Genomic DNA, 23,385 nt, shown 5'->3' with positions numbered 1-23,385 from the left:
CAAATTTTAATTTTAAATTTTTTAATTCTTGTTTTAAATAATCAAATTGTTAATAGAAAATATCGTGCCAAACTAAAATTGTTGTCCTATTATAAAGTGTGTTTGCCAACCACTTACTGCTGTTCCTTGTCCTGGTACAGAATCAAATCCGTATCCAAAATCAATACCTAATAAACCAAAAGCAGGCATGAATAAACGTAAACCTAAACCAGCAGATCTTTTAAGATCAAACGGATTATAATCTTTAAAATTGTTATAAGATACACCACCTTCAAGAAAACCTAGCATATAAATCTTTGCTGCAGGTTTTAATGTTATTGGGTAACGTAGCTCTAAAGAGAACTTGTTATAAATAGAACCACCATCACTTGTTACGTTTCCGTCTTCATCAACTGGTTGTAATGATTGGTTTTCATAACCACGTAATGCTATGGTTTCTCTACCATCTAAACTGTAACTAGCTAAACCATCACCACCAAGAAAGAAACGCTCAAAAGGAATAACACCTCTATCATTGTTATAAGATCCTAAGAAACCAAATTCTAAACTAGGACGTAATACTAACTTGTCTACAATTCTTGTATACCAGTCTGCTTTAAATTTAATTTTATAGAACTCTAACCACTTGTAACGTTCTTGATCAATTTCTCCCATTCTAGTATAAGCATTGGTACTTTGTATATCTGTATACACACCATCTGCATCATAATAGATTTCTTCTTGTTCATCTCTTTCTTCACTTAATGCAGCATAATCTACATTATTAAATAAAGAATAAGGAATAGATAATTTAGCACTAACATTAAAGTTAGAACCACCTGTTGGGTACACAGGATCATTATACGTATTGTTTCTGCTTAAACCAATAGTATATGCTAAGTTGTTAGAGTAACCATCACCAAAAGTAAATAAACCTGTATTATAGTTTTTTAAATCATAGTGTTGAAAACTTAATGCTTGTGATAAAGTAAAATAGTCATCAGGTACTGAAAGTCTTTTTGCTAAACCAACAGATATACCTGTAATATTAAAACGTTTGTCTTTATCTGCTTTACCTGTTGTATAATCGTATAAAAATTGTTTTGAATGCGATATTGAGGTAGAAAATTGTACTGGTTTTTTACCACCTAACCATGGTTCTGTAAAGGAGAAACTATAGGTTTGGTAAAATGCACTAGCTTGTAAACGTAACGCTAGTTTTTGACCATCACCACGAGGTACTGGTTTATAAGCTTTACGGTTTAATATGTTTTTTATAGAAAAGTTATTAAACGATAAACCAAGTGTACCAATAAAACTTCCGCTACCATAACCACCTTGAAGTTCAATTTGGCTAGAACCAGTTTCTATAACACCATATTGTAAGTCTATAGTACCTTCATTTGGGTTTGGGTTTTGAAAGTCTGTAGTAATTTGTTCTGCATCAAAAAATCCTAATTGACTAAGTTCTCTAATAGTACGTACTACATTGGCTTTACTATATAGTTGTCCTGGACGCGTACGTAATTCTCTATAGATAATTTTGTCATTAGTTACTTCATTACCTTGTACAGTTACATTGTTGAAGTAGGTAGGCTTACCTTCAGAAATTCTAATTTCCATATCAATAACATTTCCTTCTGCATTAACCTCTACAGGATTAATAGTAGAGAATAAATACCCATTATTTTGATATAGATTAGTTAAATCTTCTGCGTCTGGTCTAGTATTGTCGGCAATTCTTTCTTGTAATAAAACACCGTTATATGTTTCGCCTTTAGTTATACGTAAAACTCTTTTAAGTTGTTGGTCTGTGTATACTGTGTTACCAATAAAAGAAATATCACCAAAGCTATATTTTTCACCTTCTTCTAAATTAATATTTAGTGTAATGGTGTTATCATTGTTTATAATTAAACTGTCTGATAGTATTCTAGCATCTCTATAACCGTTTTCTTTATAGGTATCTATTATGCTAGTTAAATCTGTTTTATAGTCTTCTTCTATATATTTAGAGCGCTTGTAAATTCTTAAAAAGTTTCTTTTTTTAGTGTTTTTCATTGCACCACTAAGTTTACTGTCTGTTAAAACAGAATTTCCAGTAAATACAATGTCTTTTACTTTTACTTTTTTTCCTTTATCTATGGCTAAAACCATATTCACTTTAGATCTTGGTAAAGAATCTACTGCTTCAATAGTGTTGATGTTTACTTTAGCGTTAGTAAAACCATCTTTTTTGTACTTATTTTGTAAGTAGTTTTTGGTAGTAGTTATAAGGTTTTCTGTGACTTTTACACCTTTATCTAATTTGTTTTCTTTAATAATAGTTTCTTTTTTACCTTTTTTAACACCTGTTATTTTAACAGCGTTAAGTTCTGGTAAGTCAGACAATCTAATTTCTAAGAAAGCATTGCTGCCTTCTACTTTTAATAGATAAATGTCTATATCATTAAAAAGGTTAGAATTCCACAGTTTTTTTATTGCGCTACTTATTTCCTCTCCAGGAATTTGCACTTCGCTTCCTTTTCTTAAACCAGAATAGGTAACTATGGTTTGTTCACTAAATGATGTGTTACCATTAACAGTTATTTCTGCAATAGTGTACTTGTTGCCTTTTGTAAATGTAGTTTCTTGAGCAAATGTGCTTAAACTAAATATGGTTACTGTTAGCGCTAAAAAATGTTTAGTAAGTGCTTTTAAAGGCATTAACTTAGCTAAGTTGTTCACTTGTTTTCCCAAATCTTCTTTCTCTTTTTTGATATTCTATTATGGCTTCATATAGATGTTGCTTTGTAAAATCTGGCCATAAGGTTTCAGTAAAATACAATTCTGCGTAGGCAATCTGCCAAAGCAAGAAGTTACTAATACGTTGTTCACCACTAGTTCTAATAAGCAAATCTACATCTGGTAAATTTTGCGTGTAAAGATGCTCATTAATAAATGATTCATCAATACTTTCAGGCGAAATTATATTATTTTTAACTTTAATTGCTATTTTTTTAACTGTATTTAGTAATTCTTCTCTAGAACCATAGCTTAAAGCTAAGGTGAGCGTCATTCTATTGTTTGTTTTTGTTTTGTCTATTACTTCAAGAAGTTCACGATGTGCTTTTGTTGGTAAAGCAGATAAATTACCAATAGCAGATAGTTTAATGTTGTTTTCTTGAAGTGTTTTAATTTCTTTCTTTAATGAAGAAACTAAAAGTTTCATTAGTGTTTGTACTTCTAGTTTTGGTCTGTTCCAATTTTCTGTAGAAAAGGCGTAAAGGGTTAGGTTTTTTATGCCAAGTTCTGCCGAAGCTTCAACGGTTTCTCTAACAGATTTTGTTCCGTTTTCATGGCCAAATGCACGTAGCATTCCTTGTTGTTTTGCCCATCTTCCGTTACCATCCATTATAATAGCTAGATGTTGCGGTAACCTATTTGTATTTATTTTTTCTTTTAAACTCATCTAAAATGAACAATAACATGGTGTTTCACCAAAAGTGTAAGTTAATGTAATACCAGTAAACATATACCAGTCATTATTATTTAAATTTCCAAAGGCAGCTCTATCATATGCTTCTTCAGCATCAGGTACACTACCATCAATTTCATCGGTAAAGGTGTAACGTGCACCAATTTCTCCTGCAAGTATAAATTTTTCTGCTATTTGAAATTTGTATCCTAAAACCATTGGTAAGCCATAGGCTAAACTTGAGGTTTGATCGTCTATTAGTTCGCCACTGTTGCTAAAATGAAAGTTGTCATGTTTGGCAACGGTTATTCCTGTATATAAATAAGGAGTGGCATTTGTTTTTCTGCTATGTAAGTTAAAGTCAAAGAATGTAAATTCTAAACCTACAGAAGCTTCAATTATTGGGTTTGTAAATTTATAGTCTCTTTCTATTCTTCTTGGGTCATCAGATTTGCTGTCTGAAGCTTCTAATTCGGTGTAAATCAACGAAAATCTAAACGAGTGTCTAGAGCTTCTGTTCCATTTAAAAATCCCTCCAATTGCAGGCTTGTTTGGAGAAATGTAGGTAGTTGCACCAACATCTCCAATAAAATTACTGCCTCCAGCATACAAACCTAATTCATAAGTTTGTGCTTGCGTTAGCTGAAAAGTTAAAGCGCTGATTAGAATAAAAATAAAGTACCTCATATACAATTAAAAGTTTGCAAATATAATAAATAAGATTAGCCAATAACAATTTGTAGCAAATTGTATGTGAATTAAACAGTTTTTCGGTTAAAATATTGTTTAATTTCGTTTATCTTCTCCCCAGAGTAGTTTTTTTCGGAGGGTATCTAAAAAACTTTCCTCAACTAGTTCTAACATTTTAATAGTGAATGGCGCTTTTTTAATTCTTATAATGGTATTGTTGTTTAATGTTGCAATTCTAGAATCTAAAGACACTAAATGCTGTTCTTCTCTACCATCTACTTTTAATTCTATTTCTGTAGAGTCAGGTATAACTAAAGGTCTTGCGCTTAAGTTATGAGGTGCAATAGGTGTTAGTACAAAGCTATTGGTGTCTGGCGTTATTACTGGTCCGCCACAACTTAAAGAATACCCAGTAGATCCTGTTGGTGTAGATACTATTAAACCATCACTCCAATAAGAAGTTAAATACTCATTGTTTAGTTTGGTATCAACCGTAATCATTGAGGTGGTGTTTTTTCGGCTTATAGCAATTTCATTTAGTGCAAAATTGGTTTCTTTAATTTTGTTGTTTTCAGGTAGCGTTTCAATACTTAATAAACTGCGTTCTGATATTTTATAATTTTTGTTTAAAATATTTTTAATAGCAGCTTCAATATCATTGGTTTGTATGGTAGATAAAAAACCTAAACGTCCTGTGTTTATACCTACAATTGGTATGTCTAAATCTTTTAAATACGTAATAGCTCTTAAAATAGTACCATCACCACCAATACTTATTAATAGGTTAAAACTTTTGTCTAGTGCTGTAAACGGTTTTACGGTTTCGTTTTTTAGCATTTTAAATTGAGTTAAAAACTCTTTTTCTATAAAAACTTCTGCTTTCTCTTGTGAGAGTATTTGCAATAAATGATGAAATGCATCAAAAGATTTTTCAGGATAATATTGGCTATAGATGGCTATCTTCATATTACATGTTTAGATATTTGTTAAGGTAGTCTGATCGTTCTTTTAAACTTTCAATATAGCTATCTTCTTCATGGCCAGAAACCACATTATAACTATATCTTCTAAAAGTTTGCATGATATCATTTAGTCCAGTATTTCCTATTTTAAGGGTTATTTCAGCAATGTCATTTTCTATTTTAGAAACAAAAGCGCCTAATAATTTACCGTTGTTAGATTCTACTATTTGGCTTATTTCGCTAAAAGAATAATCTGTTAAGCCTTTTTCTATTACTAAAATTGCTCCAGCTTCAGAGAAAAAAGGTGTTTCGTTAAATAAACTAATAATGTCTTTAAGCTCATAATAGCCTATGTAGCTGTTTTTTTTGTTTAGAATAGGCATAATGTTTGTTGCATTTTGTGCAAATGCTTCTAAGGTATCAAGCCAGTTTGTGTCTTCTCTTACAAAAAAACCTTCTGCAGAATAGATAATGTCTTTTACTAGTTTAGCGCTTTCAAAACAGTGAATATCTGTTTCAGAAATACATCCTAAATACACACCTTCTTCATTTTTAATAGGAATATGTGAGTACGTTAGTTGTTGAAAAAGCACTTGTAAATCACGAACACTATTGGTTAATAGTGGTGGTTTAATGTCGTTTATTATATAATTAGAAAGATTCATTTTATTCTTCTTTTTAGCTTTTGCAAATTAATCAAAAAAATAGTCAATAAGCCTGTTCTAGTTTGTATTTTTGTACTATAATACGTTAAAGAATGACAAAATTAAGTGTAAATATTAATAAGATAGCAACTTTACGAAATTCACGTGGAGGAGATTTACCAAATGTAGTACAGTTTGCTAAAGATGTACAGCGTTTTGGAGCAGAAGGTGTAACAATACATCCAAGACCAGACGAAAGACATATTCGTTATCAAGATGCTTACGATTTAAAACCGGAAGTATACACAGAATATAATATTGAAGGAAACCCGATTCCTAAATTTATAGATATGGTTTTAGCTATAAAACCAACACAGGTTACATTGGTTCCAGATAGCGTAGATGCTATTACTAGTAATGCAGGTTGGGATACCATTAAGCATAAAGATTTTTTAGTGGAAGTGATTAAAGAATTTAAAGCCAATGGTATTAGAACCTCTATTTTTGTAGATCCAGAGGTTGCACAAATAGAAGGTGCTAAAGAAACAGGAACAGACAGAATAGAATTGTATACCGAAGCCTTTGCACACCAATATGGCTTAGGAAATCACGAGGCTATTAAACCTTATACAGCATGTGCAGAGTTAAGTAATGCATTAGGTTTAGGTATAAATGCAGGGCATGATTTATCTTTAGATAATATAAAATTCTTTAAAGAAAATATTCCTGGTTTATTAGAGGTTTCTATTGGTCATGCACTAATTTCAGAAAGTCTTTATTTAGGAGTAGAAAATGTAATACAAATGTATTTACAAAAACTAAAATAAGCATTTCTCTTTCTGCAAAGAGTTACAAAAATTAAATAATTGTTTGGTTGCATATAGACTAAACCTTATTAAACTATTAAAACATTGGCAAAATTATATTCTAACATTATAGGAGAAGGAAAACCATTTATAATTCTTCATGGTTTTTTAGGAATGAGTGATAACTGGAAAACATTAGGTACGCAATTTAGTGCTGCTGGTTTTCAAGTGCATTTGGTAGACCAACGTAACCATGGAAGAAGTTTTCATGATACGCTTTTTAATTATGACGTTTTAGTTGAAGACTTAAAAGAGTATTGTAAAGCGCATAAGCTAGAAGATATCGTTTTATTAGGACATTCAATGGGAGGGAAAACAGCCATGCTTTTTGCTACAGAATATCCAGAACTAGTTTCTAAATTAATTGTGGCAGATATTTCGCCAAGATTTTATCCTGTACATCACGATGCTATTTTAGAAGGATTAAGTAGTCTTAATTTTGAAGAACTAAAATCTAGAGGAGCAGCAGATAAAGCACTTGCTAATTATGTTTCAGATTTTGGAACCAGACAGTTTTTACTTAAAAATTTATATTGGATTGAAAAAGGTAAACTAGCACTGCGTATGAATCTTGAGGTTTTAAAAAACAATGTAAGTGAAGTTGGTGAAGCATTACCTATACATGCAAAATTTAATAAAGACACCTTGTTTCTTCGTGGAGACAGAAGTGAATATATAGCATTACAAGACGAGGCTTTAATTACAAGGCATTTTCCAGAGGCACAAATTACAACCATTGCAAATGCAGGACATTGGTTGCATGCAGAAAACCCAGAAGACTTTTATAATGCTGTAATACATTTTGTAAATAATTAATACGTACTAATTAAAAAAAGAAAGACTATGAACTTAATTATTAGATTACTATTAAACGCTATTGCTGTTTTTGTTTTAGCAAATGTTTTAAACGGAGTAAATGTAAATGGGTACGCTACAGCTATAGTAGTTGCCTTAGTATTGTCTATCTTAAACTTAATTGTAAAACCAATTTTAGTTATTTTTACCTTACCAATTACCATAGTAACTTTAGGCTTATTCATGTTTGTTATTAACGCATGTATTGTGCTTTTAGTAGATAAATTTGTAGATGGTTTTTACGTAGATAGCTTTTGGGTAGCATTGCTTTTTAGTGTGCTTTTAAGCATCTTACAATCTTTATTGCAATCTTTTTTAAAACAAGATTAAAAGCAGCCTTGTTTTCAATACGTTAAAAACTTTGTTGTAGAGTAAAAAAGTAGTATTTTTGCACTCCTTTTAATAGAAAAACAATAGAAAGAAACACTTTTTTATAAATCTATTAAATTGGTTTTCCATGAAAATGGAAATCTAAACTAGTGTTAAATGCCCTATTTTGGGCTTTATATCATTTATAATGAATATTACAAGAGAAAACATTGATGCATTAAATGCAGTAGTAAAAGTAGATATCGCAAAAGAAGATTATAGCGATAAAATTGAAAAAATCTTAACAGATTACAGAAAAACTGCTAACATTCCTGGATTTAGAAAAGGTCACGTACCAATGGGAATGGTTAAGAAACAATATGGTAAAGCCGTTTTAGTAGATGAGGTAAACAAACTTTTACAAGATGCTTTAAACAAATATTTAACAGAAGAAAAGTTAGATGTTTTAGGGCAACCGTTACCAAAAGTGCAAGACGAAATAAATTGGGATGCAGAAGATTTTTCTTTTGAATTTGAATTAGGTTTAGCGCCAGAATTTGATGTGGAGTTAAAAAGCAAAAAAGCAATAACACATTACAATATTGTTGCTGGAGATAAAATGATTGACGATCAAATCGTAAACATCCAAAAACAATACGGTAAATTAATTTCGCAAACAGAAGTTGAAAAAGACAGTGAAATCACTGGAACTTTTAAAAACGAAGAAAAAGAAATTGAAAACACAGTAACTTTAACTTTAGATAAGTTTAAAGGTGCAGCAAATGCAAAGAAATTTGTAGGAGCTAAAGTTGGTGATGTAATTACTTTAAAAACAAAAGGTTTATACAGTGATGATCATGAATTAATGCATGCATTAAAAATTCAACATGATGAAGCACATGGTTTAGATATTGAAGTAACTTTTACAATTACTGAAATAAACAAACGTGAGCTTGCAGATTTAGACCAAGAATTGTTTAATAAATTATTTGCAGATGGTAGTGTAACTTCTGTTTCAGAATTAAAAGAAAAGATTAAAGAAGATGCCGAAAAACAATTCGTGCAACAAGGAGATCAAAAGCTTTTAAATGACGTAACAGAATATTTAGTAGAGAATACTAAATTTGATTTACCAGCAGCATTTTTACAAAAATGGATGCAAACAGCAGGTGAGCAACCGTTAACAGAAGATCAAGCAAAAGAAGAATACGAAAAATCTGAAAAAAGTTTACGTTACCAATTAATTGAAGGTAAATTAATTACAGACAATAAAATTCAAGTAACTTTAGAAGATATTCAAGGGCATGCTAAAAACATGATTAGAATGCAAATGGCTCAATTTGGTCAAATGAATCCTTCTGAAAAAGAACTAGACGATATTGCTGCTCGTGTATTATCTAACCAAGATGAAGCGCGTAAAATATCAGAACAAATTATTAGCCAAAGATTATTAGAAATCTATAAAGAAAAAGCTAATATTAAAACCAAAGAATTAACTTACGAAGACTTTGTAAAAGAAGTTTACGGAGATAAATAAGAGGTGAAATTAGTGCACTTAGCTTATTAAAGTGTTAACATAATTTTAAAGAATAAATCCTTATATTTAGGCGTTGAAACTTTTACGTTTTAACGCCTTTTTAATAACTATAACTTTTATATCAACATATGGATTACGGAAAAGAATTCGAAAAATTCGCAATAAAAGATCAAGGTATTAGCAGTACGTACTACAATAAAATTATTAGTAGTATGTATCCAACAAACTTGACACCAAATATAATTGAAGAACGCCAAATGAACATCGCTATTTTTGATGTGTTTTCGCGTTTAATGATGGATAGAATCATCTTTTTAGGAACAGGTATTAATGACCAAGTTGCTAATATCATTCAGGCACAATTATTGTTCTTAGAAAGTACAGATGCTAATAAAGATATTCAAATATATATTAACTCTCCAGGAGGAAGTGTATATGCAGGATTAGGTATTTATGATACTATGCAATTTATTAAGCCAGACGTTGCTACAATTTGTACAGGAATGGCTGCATCTATGGGAGCTGTTTTATTATGTGCAGGTCAAAAAGGAAAACGTAGTGGTTTAACACACTCTCGTGTTATGATTCACCAACCTTTAGGTGGTGCACAAGGGCAAGCTAGTGATATAGAAATTACGGCTCGTGAAATTTTAATATTAAAAGAAGAACTTTATAATATTATAAGTAAGCACTCAGGACAAGATTACGACAAAGTATATGCAGATAGTGACCGTGACTACTGGATGAAAGCTGATAAAGCAAAAGAATACGGAATGATTGATGAAATTTTAGTAAGAAGCTAAAAAGAGTCAGCTAGAAAATAAAAGCCTTTAACTTGTATTAAAAGCTTTGGTTTTCTTGAATTAAAAAAATTAAGTAAAAGTTATAAGTATAAAGTGAAAACTTTTAACTCGTGATTTTTAATTTATAACTTGAAAAATGGCAAAAGAAGATTTAGAATGTTCGTTTTGTGGACGTAAAAAGCCAGAAACCAATTTATTAATTGCAGGATTAGATGCGCATATATGTGATCGTTGTATCGAGCAAGCACATGGTATTGTTGTAGAAGAATCTAAGCAATCAGATACTAGTGATTTGTCTGCAGAATTGGTGTTGCGCAAACCACAAAAAATAAACTCGTTTCTAGATGAATATATAATTGGGCAAGAATCTACCAAAAAAGTAATGTCTGTTGCAGTATATAATCACTACAAGAGATTATTACAACCACCAAGTGATGATGATATCGAGATTCAAAAATCAAATATCATTATGGTTGGGCAAACAGGAACAGGTAAAACCTTAATGGCTAAAACCATTGCTAAAATGCTAAACGTACCTTTAGCAATAGTAGATGCTACTGTTTTAACAGAAGCTGGTTATGTTGGTGAAGATGTAGAGAGTATTTTAACAAGATTATTACAAGCTGCAGATTACAATCTGGAAAAGGCAGAAAAAGGAATTGTATTTATTGATGAAATAGATAAAATTGCTAGAAAAAGTGATAATCCATCTATAACTCGTGATGTTTCTGGTGAAGGTGTACAACAAGCTTTATTAAAACTTTTAGAAGGAACTGTTGTTAACGTGCCACCAAAAGGAGGTCGTAAACATCCAGATCAAAAATTTATTGAAGTAAATACCGAAAATATACTATTTATAGCTGGAGGAGCTTTTGATGGTATAGAGCGTGTAATCTCAAAACGATTAAACATGCAAGCAGTAGGTTATAGCGCTTCTATGAGTGATAATGCTGTAGATCAAAACCACTTGTTGCAATATATTATTCCTAAAGATTTAAAAGATTTTGGGTTGATACCAGAAATTATTGGTAGACTACCTGTTTTAACTTACATGGATCCTTTAGATGCAAAAACCCTAAAGGCTATTTTAACACAGCCTAAAAATGCCATCATTAAACAATACCAGAAATTGTTTGAAATGGATGATATTGAGTTTAGCATAACAGATGGAGCTTTAGATTTTGTTGTAGATAAAGCAATAGAATATAAGTTAGGTGCTCGTGGTTTACGTTCGCTTTGCGAAGAAATTTTAACAGACGCAATGTTTGAATTACCTGGAAGTGACCAGAAAGATTTAAATGTAACTAAAGCTTACGCAGAAGAAAAGCTTACTAAAACAACTATTAAAAAACTGAAAGCAGTTTCGTAATAATTAGTTGTTATACACTTAAAAAGCCATTTATAAATTTATTTGTAAATGGCTTTTTTGTTTTTAAAAAAACAAAACAATTCTATATTCATAAAAATAAGAAGCATGCCGTAAATAGAATCTTCAATAGGAATATTGCTAATTCGTATTCCTAAATTTTCAGCATCATTATACCAGACTATTGGCTTATCTACTAAAAAACTTCCTGTAAGTATACCATTGCTAATAAAAAAGAAAGGTAGTATTAAGAAGAAAGTTATATAATGATAAGCGAGGTTTATTTTTTTTGCTTTTAAATACATCAAGAAAACAGAAGTGCTTAAAAGCGTAATAGAAGTGTATAGTTTGTCTGTGTGAAAAAGACCTACTGTAATAAATACAAGTATTAATACATAACTTAAGCCTGTTTCTGTTTTTTCTAAAGGATTCTTATTTATAATATATTTTAAGGCAAAAAAAGTAAAAACACAGCAATACGGAATGCAGATAAAAAATAGAATTTCTTCAATAGGTAAATTGCCTATATCAAAACCTGTTAAATAGTCTGTGTTAAATCCCCAAACTCCAATATTTGTAAAAATAGAATCCCATATAATAAACAGTAAAGCAATAATTAAGTTTGCTTTAAAAAAGGCATTCCACTCTTTATAAAAGGCGTGTTTTTTATAAAAACTGGCTAAAAACGGAATGCTAATACAAGCAAAATCTACAATAAGATAAGTGTATGCTTGCATGTATTATTTTTTAAAAATTTTATGGTATTTTTTTGGTACAAACAACATGCCGAAGCATTCGCCTTCTTCTTTTCCTAAATGTTTATGGTGCACCTTATGTGCTTTTCTTAATCCTATAAGGTATTTGTTTTTGGTGTTTTTAAACCATTTAAAACGTTGGTGAATAAGCACGTCATGTATTAAAAAATAACAAACGCCATAAAAGAAAATACCTAAACCAATAAAGAACATAAAATTTAAGTTAGGTAGTAGTCCAAAGTATAATAGCAGTATGCTAGGAATGGCAAAAATGACAAAAAAAGCATCGTTCTTTTCAAAGGTATGCGGATATTTAGGTTGGTGATGATCTGCATGTAAATACCATAAAAATCCGTGCATGACATATTTATGCGTAAGCCATGTAACCGCTTCCATACAAACAAAAGTGGCTATTGTAATTAGTATGTATTGTATAATAATCATAGGGTAAGTTACTTAATATGTTTAAAATTTAAAAAGCATTTAACTTATATCGTATATACGATTTTGTGAGAATAAATAATTTTAAAGAATTTGATATTCTAATTCTTCCTTTTAAAATCTTTTCAGAGTCTGCTTTTTTTAGTTTTTTTAATAGTTTTAAATAATACCTATACGCTATATATACACCTAGTTTACTTTCTAAAGGAAGTTTTATAATCCCTTTATAGGCTTTTTTAAAATCTTTTTCAATGTCTTTTATTATTTCTTCTTTAGTAGCGTTAGTTAAAGCGTTGGTGTTTAGGTTAGGAAAATAAGATCGACCTAAGTTTTCTGTATCCTCTTTAATATCTCTTAAAAAATTTACTTTTTGAAATGCAGATCCTAAATGTGTTGCAGCGCTTTTTAGAGCTTCAAATTTTTTATCGTCATTATTTACAAATACTCTTAAACACATTAAACCAACCACGTCTGCAGAACCATATATATAATTTTCGTAAGCTTCTTTAGTGGTGTAATCTGTAACTTTTAAATCTGCTTCCATTCGTTTTAAAAAATCTTCGGCATAAGTTTGCAAGTGGTATTTATGCGCAACTTCTTGAAACGAATTAATAATAGGGTTTAAGCTAATTCTTCTTTCTAATGCTTTATTATAATCAGAAACAAAGTCATGGAATAGTTCTTCTTGCGGATAATCTTCAAAAGAATCTACAATTTCATCTGCATAACGCACAAATCCGTAAATAGCATAAATTGCTGGACGTATAGATGGAGCAAATAATTTAATGCCCAAAGAAAAAGATGTGCTGTAGCTATTAGTAACAATTTTGCTACATTTTAGGCTGGAAGTATCAAATAACGCTTTCATATTATACTATGTTTTAAAATTAAATCACTTACTATCTTACCGGAAATTAATGAAGGAGGAACTCCTGGTCCTGGAACAGTTAATTGTCCGCAGAAATATAAATTAGAAACTTTTTTACTTTTTAACTTGGGTCTGAGTACATGTGTTTGTGTTAGTGTGTTTGCTAAGCCATAAGCATTGCCTTTGTAAGAATTATAATCTTCTTTAAAGTCTTTTACACAATAAGATTCTTTAAACAGAATGTTGTTTTTAATAGATTCGCCAGTGATTTTTTCAATACGTTCAATAAGTTGCTTAAAGTAGTGTTCTCTAATTTCTGGAGTGTCTTCTACATCTGGAGCAATAGGAATTAAAAAAATACCAGCTTCTTTACCTTCAGGAGCTGAAGTAGCATCTGTAATACTTGGAAAACTAGCATAAAACAAAGGTTTTTCTGCCCATTCTTTTGTATCGTAAATAGTTTTTGCATGTGCCTCAAAATCGGTATCAAAAAATAAAGTGTGGTGCGAAACGTTTTTAAGTTTTTTATTAAATGCCACATAAAATAGTAAGGCAGAAGGAGCAAAGGTTTTTTTGTTCCAATAACTTTCAGAGTATTGTCTTAGTTGTTTTGGTAGTAAAGTTTCTGTGTGGTGGTAATCTGCTCCGCTCAATAAAATATCACAAGCATAATTTTTTTCATTGGCTGTAACACCAATAACGGTGTTTTTTTCTGTGTTTATTTTTTCTACAGCACAATTGGTAATAATATTTACACCTAAACTTGTAGCAAGATTAGTCATTGCGTTTACAACCTCATACATACCTCCTTCAGGATGCCAAGTACCAAGCTTAAAATCGGCATAATTCATAAAATTATAAAAAGAAGGAGTGTTGCTTGGTTTGGCACCAAGAAACAAAACAGGAAATTCTAATATCTTTTGTAGTTTTTTGTTTTGCACATAACCAGCAACTTGTTTTTTTATAGTTAAAATAAATTCTTTTAATTTTAAAATAGTTTTGCTGTTAATGATTTCAAACACGTGTTCTCCAGGTTTGTATACTAAATCTTCTATGGCAATCTCGTAGTTACTTTGTGCTTTATCTATAAAGTCTTGTAATTTGTTAGCGCTACCTTTTTCAACCTTTTCAAAGGTGTTTTTAATATCTTCAAAGTTGTCTGTTATGCTAATAGAGTCTTGTTTTCCAAAATAAATTTGATAGGCAGGATTTAGCTTTTGTAATTTGTAAAAATCTTTGGTAGTGGTATTAAAGTCATTAAAAAAACGTTCAAATACATCAGGCATCCAGTAAAAAGTGGGTCCAATATCAAAAACAAAACCATCTTTTTTTAACTGTCTAGCTCTTCCGCCAACCGTATTATTTTTCTCTAAAATAGTTACGTCAAAACCTTTACTTGCTAAATAGCAAGAAGCCGATAGTGAGGAGAATCCAGAACCTATTATTACAATTTTTTTCAAATTCATGGTATAATTTAATTAAATAAACCGACAACAAAAAGAGTTATCGGTCTATTTATCAGTTAGATACTAGGGTTTTTCTGACTATTAGTTATTAATCATTACTTTGTTAATTACGTGTATCACGCCATTTCCTGCTTGTACATCTACAGCTATAATACCAATGTCTGTAGCTCCAGATCCATCAGTTACATCTGCAATATTATCACCTGTTCCAGGCAGTGTAATGGTAATATTATCTCCTTCAATAGTTGCTGCTGTAGTATCACCAGGATTGTTAAGCATGCTTGAAGTTATGTTTGCTTCTTTTATAACATGGTGTAATAATATTTGAGTTAAAGGCGCTTCATCTGGAATTGCTGCTAAAGCTGCAAAAGCATCATTTGTTGGAGCAAATACTGTAAAGCTTGGGTCTAACATATCTGCATTACCAGTTTCTGTTCTAGATAAGATAGAAACAAAATCTGTAGCAGGTGTTAATGTTGTTAATGCTTGTACTAAAGTAGAGAATGTTGGGTCTGCTGCAGCAAAGGTTACTACTGTTGGAATATCTATTACAGTATTTACAGCATGAATAATACCATTAGTACCAACTACATCAGCTTGTGTAACTGTAGATACTCCATTAAATACAACATCACTAGATGTGTTGTAATATAAACTCATTGCATTTCCTCCTGGTCCAGATGCACCTGTGTTTGTGTATCCTGCTCCTGCATCTACTAAAGCAGATGAGGTTACTGTAGAACCAATAATAACGTGGTTTAATAATATTTGTGAAAGTACTGCTGTATCTACATCACCTAATGCTGCTCCATTTAAAAAAGTGCTAAATGCGTTATCATCTGGTGCTAAAACTGTAAATGGTCCGTCACCACTTAATACATTTACTAAATCTCCATCAGCAGCACCTAAAGCAGCTACTAAATTAGAAAAGTTTGAATTTGCTACTGCGTGATCTACTATGGTTGGTAATGCTAAAACTCCATCAATAATATGAATGGTTCCGTTTGAAGCATCTATATCTGCAGTACTAACTGTTCCTGCATTGTTAAAAGTTACACTGCTAGTTGCATCAAAGTATATGCTAACATTTAAGCCATCAGGTCCACTTGCGCTTCCTGAAGTATATCCAGATCCCATACCAATTAAGTCACTTGATGATACATCAGCCATAATTACATGGTTTAAAAGTATTTGTGATAATACATCTGTTGGTACAGCTTCTAAAGAAGCAAACCCGTTAGCAGTTAAGAAAGCTGCAAAGGCATCATTTGTTGGTGCTAAAACTGTAAATGGTCCATTACCACTTAAAACAGTTGTTAAGTTTCCGTCAGCTCTAGTTAGTGCAGCTACCAAAGAACTTAAATCTGGATTAGCTACAGCTAATTCTACAATATTAGGTTCTGGAGTTGTGTTGTTGTTTGAGCTATCGTCATCATTACTACATGAAACTGTTAATAATGATAGACTAAAAAGTGCGATAAAAAAGAATTTCGTTTTCATAATGTCTAGTTTAAATGTTTAAAGTTTAGACAAATATATGAAAATATTTTAATTTGTCAATCAAATTATTGAAAAAGTTAGACAAAACGTTTTTTGAAATATTTAGAATTCTTGATATTTTTGTTTAACTTTGTGAAGTAAATTATTAGACATGAGCAAATACACAATGGCCCAAATAGTTACTTTAACAGGTATTAAGGCGCATACTTTACGTAAGTGGGAGACTAGATATAATTTTTTAGATCCAGAACGAACTGATACAAATATTAGGTATTATTCAGATCAGCAATTAAAAAAATTATTGAACATAAGTGTTTTAACTAGAAATGGTTACAGGATTTCTAAAATAGATAAGATGTCTGATGATGAAATTTATAAAATCATTTCTGACAGCTTAGAAGAAGGTAATTATGAAGATGAGATTAGCGCAATGGTTATTAGCATGCTAGATATGGATGAAGAGAAGTTTAATGAATTACTTAGAACACATATAGTTAAAAACGGACTTTTAGCTACAGTTACCGAATTGGTGTACCCTTTTTTAAATAAGGTAGGTGTGTTATGGGGAATGAATAAAGTGATGCCTGCTCAAGAGCATTTTATTTCTAATTTAATTAAGAAAAAAATGTTTGCTTCTATAGATTTACTCCCTTATCCTCATAGAGACAGTCCTAGTATTCTAATGTTTTTAGTAGAACAAGAACATCATGAAATAGGTTTGCTTCTTGCGTATTATATAGCTAGAGAAATGGGCTGGAAAGTATATTATTTAGGGCAAAATGTGCCTGTTGAAAATATTAAACAGGTAGTTGAAGATGTTAAGCCAGAGTGCTTGTTGACTATGTTTGTTACACCAACCGAAGATACTATAAACGCTACTATAGAAACTATTTTAAATCAGGCAGATGTACCGCTTCTGTATGCTGGAAATCCTATTGGGTTAGAAAAAGTAGAAGATAATAGTAGGCTTATTTATTTGTCGCATCCAAAGGATTTAATAGGCTATTTAAAAAAATAAACAAATAAAAAGACCAAGCAAAATGCTTGGTCTTTTTTGTTACGATAATTAATTTATGTAATTATCGACTAATAGCAGTACTAAGGTAGTGCTATTTAATAAATGTTAATGTGTTTTTAGATGAAGCATTAGTTATACTCGTTGTAATAAGCTATTGTTAAAAAAGTAGCTATCCATTCAGTTTCATCAATTCTTCAATATAATCTCTAGAGTTTGATAGTCTTGGTATTTTATGTTGTCCGCCAAGTTTATTGTTTTGTTTCAGCCAATCATAAAATAGTTTTTCTCTTGCTATATGAACCGTTGGTTTGTTGAGTGTTATGTTGTTAAAACGCTTTGCTTCGTAATCTGAATTTAATTTTTTTAACGCGTTGTCAAACAGCTCGCTAAATGTGTTTAGGTTTTTAGGAGGTGTTTTAAATTCTATCAACCATTCATGCGCTCCTTTTTCTTTTTCTTTCATAAAAATAGGAGCAGCGGTATAATCTACAATTTCTGAAGCTGTTTTAATACATACTTCTTTTAGCGCATTTTCTGCATTTTCAATAATTAGTTCTTCTCCAAAGGCATTTATGTGGTGTTTGGTTCTGCCAGAAACTTTTATTCTGTATGGTTTTATAGAGGTAAATCGAACTGTATCCCCAATTTTGTAACGCCATAAACCTGCGTTTGTAGTTATAATAACAGCGTAGTTTTTGTTTAGTTCTACTTCTGAAAGCGGAATAATTTTTTGTTCGGTACTTCCGTAAGTATCCATTGGAATAAACTCATAGAAAATTCCGTAATCTAGCATTAAGAGTAATTCGCTAGAATTGTTTCGGTCTTGAATAGCAAAAAAGCCTTCCGAAGCATTATAAATTTCATAATATCTAAAATCGCTATTAGGTAGTATGTTTTTGTACTGTTCTTGGTATGGAGTAAAACTTACGCCTCCATGAAAATAGACTTCTAAATTAGGCCATACTTCGTGTAGATTGTTTTTACCTGTAGTTTCTAAAACATTATTTAGTAAAACTAGCATCCAGGAAGGTACACCTGCAAGACTTGTAACGTTTTCATTAATGGTCTCGTCTACAATGGCCTGCATTTTGTGTTCCCAATCGCTCATAAGAGAAACCTTGCTACTAGGTGTACTGCTAAATTCTGCCCAAAAAGGCATATTGTCAATTAAAATAGCACTTAAATCACCAAAAACAGTTCCGTTTTCTTTGTATAGTTCTTTGCTTCCGCCAAGGCGTAAACTTTTACCAGTAAAGAGTTGTGAGTTTTCATTGTTGTTTAAATACATGCACAGTAAATCTTTACTTGCAGCATAGTGACAGTCTTCTAAAGAGTCTGTGCTTACAGGAATAAATTTGCTCTTTGCATTGGTAGTTCCGCTAGATTTTGCAAACCATTTAATAGGTGTTGGCCAGAAAATATTATTTTCACCTTTTCTAGAGCGCTCAATGCTAGGTTGTAAATCTTCGTAACATGAAATAGGTACGCGTTCTGCAAATTGCCTATAATTTTTAATAGAAGAAAAATCATATTTCTTACCAACTTCAGTGTCTCTTGCGGTTTCTATAAGTTCTAGTAATAACTCTGTTTGTACTTCATTTGGATATTTTAAAAATAAATCAATTTGGTGAAAACGTTTTTTTAAAAACCACGAAGCAATAGAATTGACTATAGGAATTGGCATATTTATACTATCTTTATTCTTAATTAGATTTACTTGTAAAAAGGCGATTAATTGCTGAAAATTTCAGGAAGAAATGCACCCAAAATGAGGCCGTTTTTACTAAGTATCTTCAATGATAAAAATAAGACTTTTTTTTTATGTACTACCAAGGTGTTTTAACAAAAATGGAAACCGAATTTGCTAAGCCTATTCAATATTATTTGGTGTTTGAAAATGATTTTTTAAACATGAACCAGTTGATAGGCAAAAACATACATTTGAAATTTGTAAAGTATCAATGTTTAAACTGTGGTTTAAATAAAGTGATTTACAGACAAGGATTTTGTAAGAGCTGTTTTTTTGATATTCCGCAAGCAGCAGATTGGATTATGCGTCCAGAATTGAGTACTGCACATTTAGATAAAGAAGATAGAGATTTGGCTTATGAAAAGAAAGTACAATTGCAACCACACATTGTATATTTAGCAAATTCAAGTAATGTAAAGGTTGGTGTTACCAGAAAAAGTCAAGTGCCAACACGTTGGATAGATCAAGGTGCGCATGAAGCTATTGAAATTGTAGAAGTACCAAATAGATATTTGGCAGGAATTACCGAAGTTGCATTAAAAGATTATGTTGCAGATAAAACCAATTGGCGAACCATGTTAAAAAATGATTTGGTAGATGAAAACTTGGTAGAGTGGCGAGAGCGATTAAAAGGTTTTATTCCTGACGAAGCAAAAGACTATTATATTGCAAATAATACCGAAACGAATATGGAGTTTCCTGTACTGCAATATCCTTTAAAACCTAAGAGTTTAAATATTAAAAAAGAAGGAACTTATTCTGGAAAGCTAGTTGGTATAAAGGGACAATACCTGATTTTTGAAGACCAAACCGTTTTTAATATAAGATCAAACGAAGGTTTGGTTGTAGAAATAGGAGTAGATTAAATCGGAAAAAATAAACCAACAAAAAAACACGCTTTTATTGAAAAGCGTGTTTTTTTTTATATGTATAAAGAAGTAACTACTAAATATCTTCAGCGTCTCTTAAACCTTGAATGTAAGATGCTTTTTGTACTTGACGTCTACGTTTTACAGATGGTTTAGTGAAAAACTGGTTTTCTCTTAAGTTCTGCATAACTTTCACATTTCTGTGTTTACGCTTGTAACGTTTTAAAGCACGTTCTATATTTTCGCCTTCTTTTATTTCTATTCTTAACATAATGATTCTTTAATTGTGGATGCAAAAGTAAATTAATTATTTTTATTTTAGAATATTTATTTACTTTTTTTTGATAAAAAATGCATAAAAAACTAAAATTCAAGTAAAAAGTAGTTTTTAGATGCTGTTTTGGTCTTTATTTATATGTAATACAAATGCTATTCGCTAATGTTTTATAAGTGCAAATTGTAGGTGTATTATTCTGTAGAGTCTTTAGCAGATTCTTTATTTTTTGTGTTATTTAAAAAGTTTCCTAGAATGTTTTTTACACCTTCTTCAACGGTTGTGTTATTAGTTGGTGTTTCATCACTATTATTATTGCTGTTATTTCCTGTAATGTCATCTAGTACATTTTTAATAGGATTGCTTGTTTGTGTTTCTGTAGAGTCATTTTTAGTGCCTCCAAGCGCATCACCTATTAAGTTTTGAAGTTCTTGAGAGCCTTGATTTAAAAGTTTATTTTTTTGTATTTCAATTAGCTGTTTTGTTAAATTACTAACACTACTTGTTAAGTCTGTTTTAACTGTTGGTGCTGTAAAAGTACCACCAATGGTTGCGGTTACCGGAATTGTAATATTGTTTACATCAGGATCATCTATTTTACCTATTAGTTGGTTAATTTCACTTCCTAAATATTTTGCAGGAACTTGTAAAACTGCATTGTAATCCATGCTTTTATCAAAACCATGTGACCCATCTACTGTAATATTAATGTCTTGGTATTTAATATCAAAAGGTTTTACGTTTACTTTTCCGTCTTTAAAATCTAATTTGGTTTTTAAGTCTTTTAAATCTAGTTTATCAAAATCTATAAAATTAAAAGCACCATCTAATTTACTTAATAAAGGAGCTGTTTCTGAAGAAATATTAGTAGTTAATAATTCGGCAAGCGCATCACCAGAAACTGTAGATAAATCTGGTGAGAAACTTTGGTCTAAAGCTCCAGAAAGATTAATGGTTGTATTTAGTTTTCCTTGTAATATTTTTGCAATAGGAGCTAGGCTTTTAAGTAATTGTAAATCTTGAAAAGATTCTGAAATATCAAAATCATTGATACCAAGATTCATATTAAAAAGTGGTGTTTTCTCTTTGGTGTCTACCAAACCAGACACTGTAATCTCTCCATCAAAAAGATTAGAACTAAGGTTTTGTAAAGTGGCTTGTTCGTCTTTTATTTTTAGACTTCCTTTTACATTTTTAAGGGTTAAATTATCATACAAAACAGTTTTTGCATCTGCTTGAATGGTACAGTCTAAAAATGCAGGAATTTTAAGGGATTCTTCTGCAGAGGTCGTTTTGTTGTTTGTAGCTGTTTCGGTTTCTGCAACCATAAAATCATCTACAGCAAAAGTATTAGATTTTACATTAAAATTTCCTTTTAAATTACCATCACTTAATAAGAAACCTAGTAAATTTTCAATATTTCCAGTAGCATTCAAGTCGCTAGTACCTGTTCTTGCATCAAAACTATTTAAAGAAACAGTTCCTGGATTAAAGGTAATGTCTGCCTTGTTTATTTGAATAGGGTTTACAATATCTTCACTTGAAAAAATAAAATCAGTGATACTTACATTTCCATCATTTTTAATACGTTGGTATGCGTTGGTTTCTAATGCATTCATATCAAAAGAAGTGTGTAGTTTTCCTTTTAAAATACCACTTAGCTCTTTATCTAGTGTTACAGGATATGCTTGAGTAATGTTTGCTAAGTTTAAAACACCATCAATATTAGCGTTAACCAACATGTTTTGGGTTATGTTTTTTAATGTAGCAGAAGATTTAAACACATCTTGATCTATTTTAAAATTTAAAGTTTCTAGGTTTAAATAGGTGTTGTCAACATTACCATCATCGTTTTTTAGCGATGCATTTATTGCAATGTTTTCTACACTTTTAGGTAAGTCTGGATATTTAAAAGATGCGTTGTTTGATGTTACGTTAATATCTAGATGAGGTATGGTAGTATCACTACTTAACCCTTTAATGGTTCCTTTTACTTTAAAGTTTCCGGTTGTAGTAACATCTTCTATGTTTTTAGAATATGCTTCAGGAACAACAGCTAAAAAATCTTTAAAATTAGAACCCGGATTTTCAAATGTAATATCTATGTTTTGGCCTTCATCTACCATTTGTACAAAACCTTGAAAGGTTAAAGGTAGCTGGTTAATGATGGCTTTGTTTTCTTTAAAAGTGTATTTGCTGTTTTCTAAATCTAGATCAATTAAGGCATCTAGTTTTATGGTGTTGTTGTTTAGATATTGTGTGCTATCTAAACTAAGACTTACTTTGGCTTCTGTGTTTGTGTCTAACTCTGAAACTGTTCCAGAAAAGGTTCCTTTACCAGAGTGGTTTAAATCTGTGATGTAAAATGTAATATTCGATTTTTCGTCTAAATAGGTAAATGCACTATTATTTATAGCATAATCTTGTATGTCAAAACTAAAACTAGAATTGGTATCAGTGTTTGTAGGTGCTGCATCAGCATCTGTTTTTTTAGCAATATCATAATTAACATCGCCAAATTTGTTGGTTTTTAATGTTAATAAGGCTTCATTTACATTAATAGCGTTTATAACTAGAGGTCCTTCAGATGCTTTTTTAAATAACTCTTTTACAGACATGTCAAAAGTAATGGCCTTTACTGTAGCAAAAGTCTCGTCTTTAAAAGGTTCAAAATTAGTAATTACTAAATCGTCTACACTAACATGTGCTTGCGGAAAACTGCTTATAAGACTCAAGCTTACATCGCTAAATTCTACTTTAGCATTCATGTTTTCGTTAATAAATTGTTTTACCATGTCCTTGATTTGTGATTTAAACATAAAAGGAATGGCAACTAAAAGTGCCACAATAATTAGTAATGTTATACCAATAATTTTTAAAGCTTTTTTCATAAAAAAATACAGATTTGATTGTGTAAGTATTTACGTAATAATACTAGTTTTAGATTTTGTAAAGCTAGATTTTAGTAAAAGTTTA

At 30.8% G+C, this 23,385-nt stretch carries 21 protein-coding genes; 8 read left to right on the top strand and 13 right to left on the bottom strand.

The features are described from left to right. Positions 1–72: 72 nt before the first annotated feature. The 5 genes from bamA to ACFSSB_RS09235 all read right to left on the bottom strand — a co-directional run bounded on the left by bamA (position 73) and on the right by ACFSSB_RS09235 (position 5,753). On the bottom strand, positions 73–2,685 hold the full coding sequence (bamA, locus tag ACFSSB_RS09255; RefSeq protein ID WP_379905671.1) for an outer membrane protein assembly factor BamA: 2,613 nt from the start codon (positions 2,683–2,685) through the stop codon (positions 73–75). 4 nt (positions 2,686–2,689) lie between these two features. Beyond that, on the bottom strand, positions 2,690–3,430 hold the full coding sequence (locus tag ACFSSB_RS09250) for an isoprenyl transferase (RefSeq protein WP_379903454.1): 741 nt from the start codon (positions 3,428–3,430) through the stop codon (positions 2,690–2,692). Next, positions 3,431–4,123 (bottom strand): type IX secretion system protein PorG, encoded by a 693-nt coding sequence (gene porG / locus ACFSSB_RS09245; RefSeq protein ID WP_379903452.1) that lies wholly within the window; start codon positions 4,121–4,123, stop codon positions 3,431–3,433. Positions 4,124–4,222: 99 nt separating this feature from the next. After that, complete coding sequence (locus ACFSSB_RS09240; protein ID WP_379903450.1) at positions 4,223–5,092, bottom strand: NAD kinase; 870 nt, start codon at positions 5,090–5,092, stop codon at positions 4,223–4,225. A 1-nt stretch (position 5,093) separates the two neighbouring features. Beyond that, positions 5,094–5,753, bottom strand: a complete 660-nt coding sequence (locus ACFSSB_RS09235; RefSeq protein WP_379903448.1) for a CBS domain-containing protein — start codon at positions 5,751–5,753, stop codon at positions 5,094–5,096. A 92-nt stretch (positions 5,754–5,845) separates the two neighbouring features. On the opposite strand from ACFSSB_RS09235, the gene ACFSSB_RS09230 reads away from it, so the two are divergent. From ACFSSB_RS09230 to clpX, 6 genes are all read left to right on the top strand, one after another. Then, a complete protein-coding gene (locus tag ACFSSB_RS09230; protein WP_379903446.1) occupies positions 5,846–6,559 on the top strand; it encodes a pyridoxine 5'-phosphate synthase in 714 nt (237 codons plus the stop codon). Between the two features lie 84 nt (positions 6,560–6,643). Beyond that, positions 6,644–7,414 carry an alpha/beta fold hydrolase gene (locus ACFSSB_RS09225; protein ID WP_379903444.1) on the top strand — a complete coding sequence of 257 codons (771 nt, stop codon included), beginning with the start codon at positions 6,644–6,646 and terminating at the stop codon, positions 7,412–7,414. Between the two features lie 27 nt (positions 7,415–7,441). Further along, positions 7,442–7,783 (top strand): phage holin family protein, encoded by a 342-nt coding sequence (locus ACFSSB_RS09220; RefSeq protein ID WP_379903442.1) that lies wholly within the window; start codon positions 7,442–7,444, stop codon positions 7,781–7,783. Positions 7,784–7,970: 187 nt separating this feature from the next. Then, positions 7,971–9,299: a trigger factor gene (tig, locus tag ACFSSB_RS09215; RefSeq protein WP_379903440.1), complete on the top strand. Its 1,329-nt coding sequence runs from the start codon at positions 7,971–7,973 to the stop codon at positions 9,297–9,299. A gap of 128 nt (positions 9,300–9,427) precedes the next feature. Then, a complete protein-coding gene (gene clpP, locus ACFSSB_RS09210) occupies positions 9,428–10,102 on the top strand; it encodes an ATP-dependent Clp endopeptidase proteolytic subunit ClpP (protein WP_215967612.1) in 675 nt (224 codons plus the stop codon). A 136-nt stretch (positions 10,103–10,238) separates the two neighbouring features. After that, complete coding sequence (gene clpX, locus ACFSSB_RS09205) at positions 10,239–11,471, top strand: ATP-dependent Clp protease ATP-binding subunit ClpX (RefSeq protein WP_379903437.1); 1,233 nt, start codon at positions 10,239–10,241, stop codon at positions 11,469–11,471. Between the two features lie 38 nt (positions 11,472–11,509). On the opposite strand, the gene ACFSSB_RS09200 is transcribed toward clpX, so the two are convergent. The 5 genes from ACFSSB_RS09200 to ACFSSB_RS09180 all read right to left on the bottom strand — a co-directional run bounded on the left by ACFSSB_RS09200 (position 11,510) and on the right by ACFSSB_RS09180 (position 16,498). After that, positions 11,510–12,205 (bottom strand): lycopene cyclase domain-containing protein, encoded by a 696-nt coding sequence (locus ACFSSB_RS09200; RefSeq protein ID WP_379903435.1) that lies wholly within the window; start codon positions 12,203–12,205, stop codon positions 11,510–11,512. 3 nt (positions 12,206–12,208) lie between these two features. Further along, positions 12,209–12,667, bottom strand: coding sequence for a sterol desaturase family protein (locus ACFSSB_RS09195; protein WP_379903433.1), 459 nt, complete (start codon positions 12,665–12,667; stop codon positions 12,209–12,211). Between the two features lie 28 nt (positions 12,668–12,695). Further along, positions 12,696–13,532 (bottom strand): phytoene/squalene synthase family protein, encoded by an 837-nt coding sequence (locus ACFSSB_RS09190; protein WP_379903431.1) that lies wholly within the window; start codon positions 13,530–13,532, stop codon positions 12,696–12,698. Next, complete coding sequence (locus ACFSSB_RS09185; protein WP_379903429.1) at positions 13,529–14,998, bottom strand: phytoene desaturase family protein; 1,470 nt, start codon at positions 14,996–14,998, stop codon at positions 13,529–13,531. The genes ACFSSB_RS09190 and ACFSSB_RS09185 overlap by 4 nt, the downstream gene beginning before the upstream one ends. An 81-nt stretch (positions 14,999–15,079) precedes the next feature. After that, the gene (locus tag ACFSSB_RS09180; RefSeq protein ID WP_379903427.1) at positions 15,080–16,498 is read right to left on the bottom strand and encodes a fasciclin domain-containing protein; all 1,419 of its coding nucleotides are present in this window, start codon (positions 16,496–16,498) and stop codon (positions 15,080–15,082) included. A 151-nt stretch (positions 16,499–16,649) separates the two neighbouring features. On the opposite strand from ACFSSB_RS09180, the gene ACFSSB_RS09175 reads away from it, so the two are divergent. Next, the gene (locus tag ACFSSB_RS09175) at positions 16,650–17,516 is read left to right on the top strand and encodes a MerR family transcriptional regulator (RefSeq protein ID WP_379903425.1); all 867 of its coding nucleotides are present in this window, start codon (positions 16,650–16,652) and stop codon (positions 17,514–17,516) included. A gap of 169 nt (positions 17,517–17,685) precedes the next feature. Here the strand turns inward: ACFSSB_RS09175 and ACFSSB_RS09170 are convergent, their stop codons facing one another. Continuing rightward, positions 17,686–19,200, bottom strand: a complete 1,515-nt coding sequence (locus ACFSSB_RS09170; RefSeq protein WP_379903423.1) for a GH3 auxin-responsive promoter family protein — start codon at positions 19,198–19,200, stop codon at positions 17,686–17,688. A gap of 137 nt (positions 19,201–19,337) precedes the next feature. Between ACFSSB_RS09170 and ACFSSB_RS09165 the strand changes: the two genes are divergently transcribed. After that, a complete protein-coding gene (locus tag ACFSSB_RS09165) occupies positions 19,338–20,132 on the top strand; it encodes a DUF2797 domain-containing protein (RefSeq protein WP_379903421.1) in 795 nt (264 codons plus the stop codon). A 79-nt stretch (positions 20,133–20,211) separates the two neighbouring features. Here ACFSSB_RS09165 and rpsU read toward each other — a convergent pair whose 3' ends face one another. Both rpsU and ACFSSB_RS09155 read right to left on the bottom strand, forming a co-directional pair. Beyond that, entirely contained in the window at positions 20,212–20,406 is a 195-nt protein-coding gene (gene rpsU / locus ACFSSB_RS09160) for a 30S ribosomal protein S21 (protein WP_055443717.1), read from the bottom strand. Positions 20,407–20,603: 197 nt separating this feature from the next. Continuing rightward, positions 20,604–23,300 carry an AsmA-like C-terminal region-containing protein gene (locus ACFSSB_RS09155; protein WP_379903418.1) on the bottom strand — a complete coding sequence of 899 codons (2,697 nt, stop codon included), beginning with the start codon at positions 23,298–23,300 and terminating at the stop codon, positions 20,604–20,606. Between the last annotated feature and the right edge of the window lie 85 nt (positions 23,301–23,385).

This window comes from Lacinutrix gracilariae (genome assembly GCF_042684485.1).
GTDB lineage: Bacteria > Bacteroidota > Bacteroidia > Flavobacteriales > Flavobacteriaceae > Oceanihabitans > Oceanihabitans gracilariae.
The sequence above is the reverse complement of the archived record's forward strand: the minus strand, read 5'-3'. Positions and strand labels throughout refer to the sequence as shown.

Bases quoted from the DNA above. Each gene is read 5' to 3' on its own strand.
- bamA (WP_379905671.1), bottom strand. From the start codon at position 2,685: ATGCCTTTAAAAGCACTTACTAAACATTTTTTAGCGCTAACAGTAACC.
- ACFSSB_RS09250 (WP_379903454.1), bottom strand. From the start codon at position 3,430: ATGAGTTTAAAAGAAAAAATAAATACAAATAGGTTACCGCAACATCTA.
- porG (WP_379903452.1), bottom strand. From the start codon at position 4,123: ATGAGGTACTTTATTTTTATTCTAATCAGCGCTTTAACTTTTCAGCTA.
- ACFSSB_RS09240 (WP_379903450.1), bottom strand. From the start codon at position 5,092: ATGAAGATAGCCATCTATAGCCAATATTATCCTGAAAAATCTTTTGAT.
- ACFSSB_RS09235 (WP_379903448.1), bottom strand. From the start codon at position 5,753: ATGAATCTTTCTAATTATATAATAAACGACATTAAACCACCACTATTA.
- ACFSSB_RS09230 (WP_379903446.1), top strand. From the start codon at position 5,846: ATGACAAAATTAAGTGTAAATATTAATAAGATAGCAACTTTACGAAAT.
- ACFSSB_RS09220 (WP_379903442.1), top strand. From the start codon at position 7,442: ATGAACTTAATTATTAGATTACTATTAAACGCTATTGCTGTTTTTGTT.
- tig (WP_379903440.1), top strand. From the start codon at position 7,971: ATGAATATTACAAGAGAAAACATTGATGCATTAAATGCAGTAGTAAAA.
- clpP (WP_215967612.1), top strand. From the start codon at position 9,428: ATGGATTACGGAAAAGAATTCGAAAAATTCGCAATAAAAGATCAAGGT.
- clpX (WP_379903437.1), top strand. From the start codon at position 10,239: ATGGCAAAAGAAGATTTAGAATGTTCGTTTTGTGGACGTAAAAAGCCA.
- ACFSSB_RS09200 (WP_379903435.1), bottom strand. From the start codon at position 12,205: ATGCAAGCATACACTTATCTTATTGTAGATTTTGCTTGTATTAGCATT.
- ACFSSB_RS09195 (WP_379903433.1), bottom strand. From the start codon at position 12,667: ATGATTATTATACAATACATACTAATTACAATAGCCACTTTTGTTTGT.
- ACFSSB_RS09190 (WP_379903431.1), bottom strand. From the start codon at position 13,532: ATGAAAGCGTTATTTGATACTTCCAGCCTAAAATGTAGCAAAATTGTT.
- ACFSSB_RS09185 (WP_379903429.1), bottom strand. From the start codon at position 14,998: ATGAATTTGAAAAAAATTGTAATAATAGGTTCTGGATTCTCCTCACTA.
- ACFSSB_RS09180 (WP_379903427.1), bottom strand. From the start codon at position 16,498: ATGAAAACGAAATTCTTTTTTATCGCACTTTTTAGTCTATCATTATTA.
- ACFSSB_RS09175 (WP_379903425.1), top strand. From the start codon at position 16,650: ATGAGCAAATACACAATGGCCCAAATAGTTACTTTAACAGGTATTAAG.
- ACFSSB_RS09170 (WP_379903423.1), bottom strand. From the start codon at position 19,200: ATGCCAATTCCTATAGTCAATTCTATTGCTTCGTGGTTTTTAAAAAAA.
- ACFSSB_RS09165 (WP_379903421.1), top strand. From the start codon at position 19,338: ATGTACTACCAAGGTGTTTTAACAAAAATGGAAACCGAATTTGCTAAG.
- rpsU (WP_055443717.1), bottom strand. From the start codon at position 20,406: ATGTTAAGAATAGAAATAAAAGAAGGCGAAAATATAGAACGTGCTTTA.
- ACFSSB_RS09155 (WP_379903418.1), bottom strand. From the start codon at position 23,300: ATGAAAAAAGCTTTAAAAATTATTGGTATAACATTACTAATTATTGTG.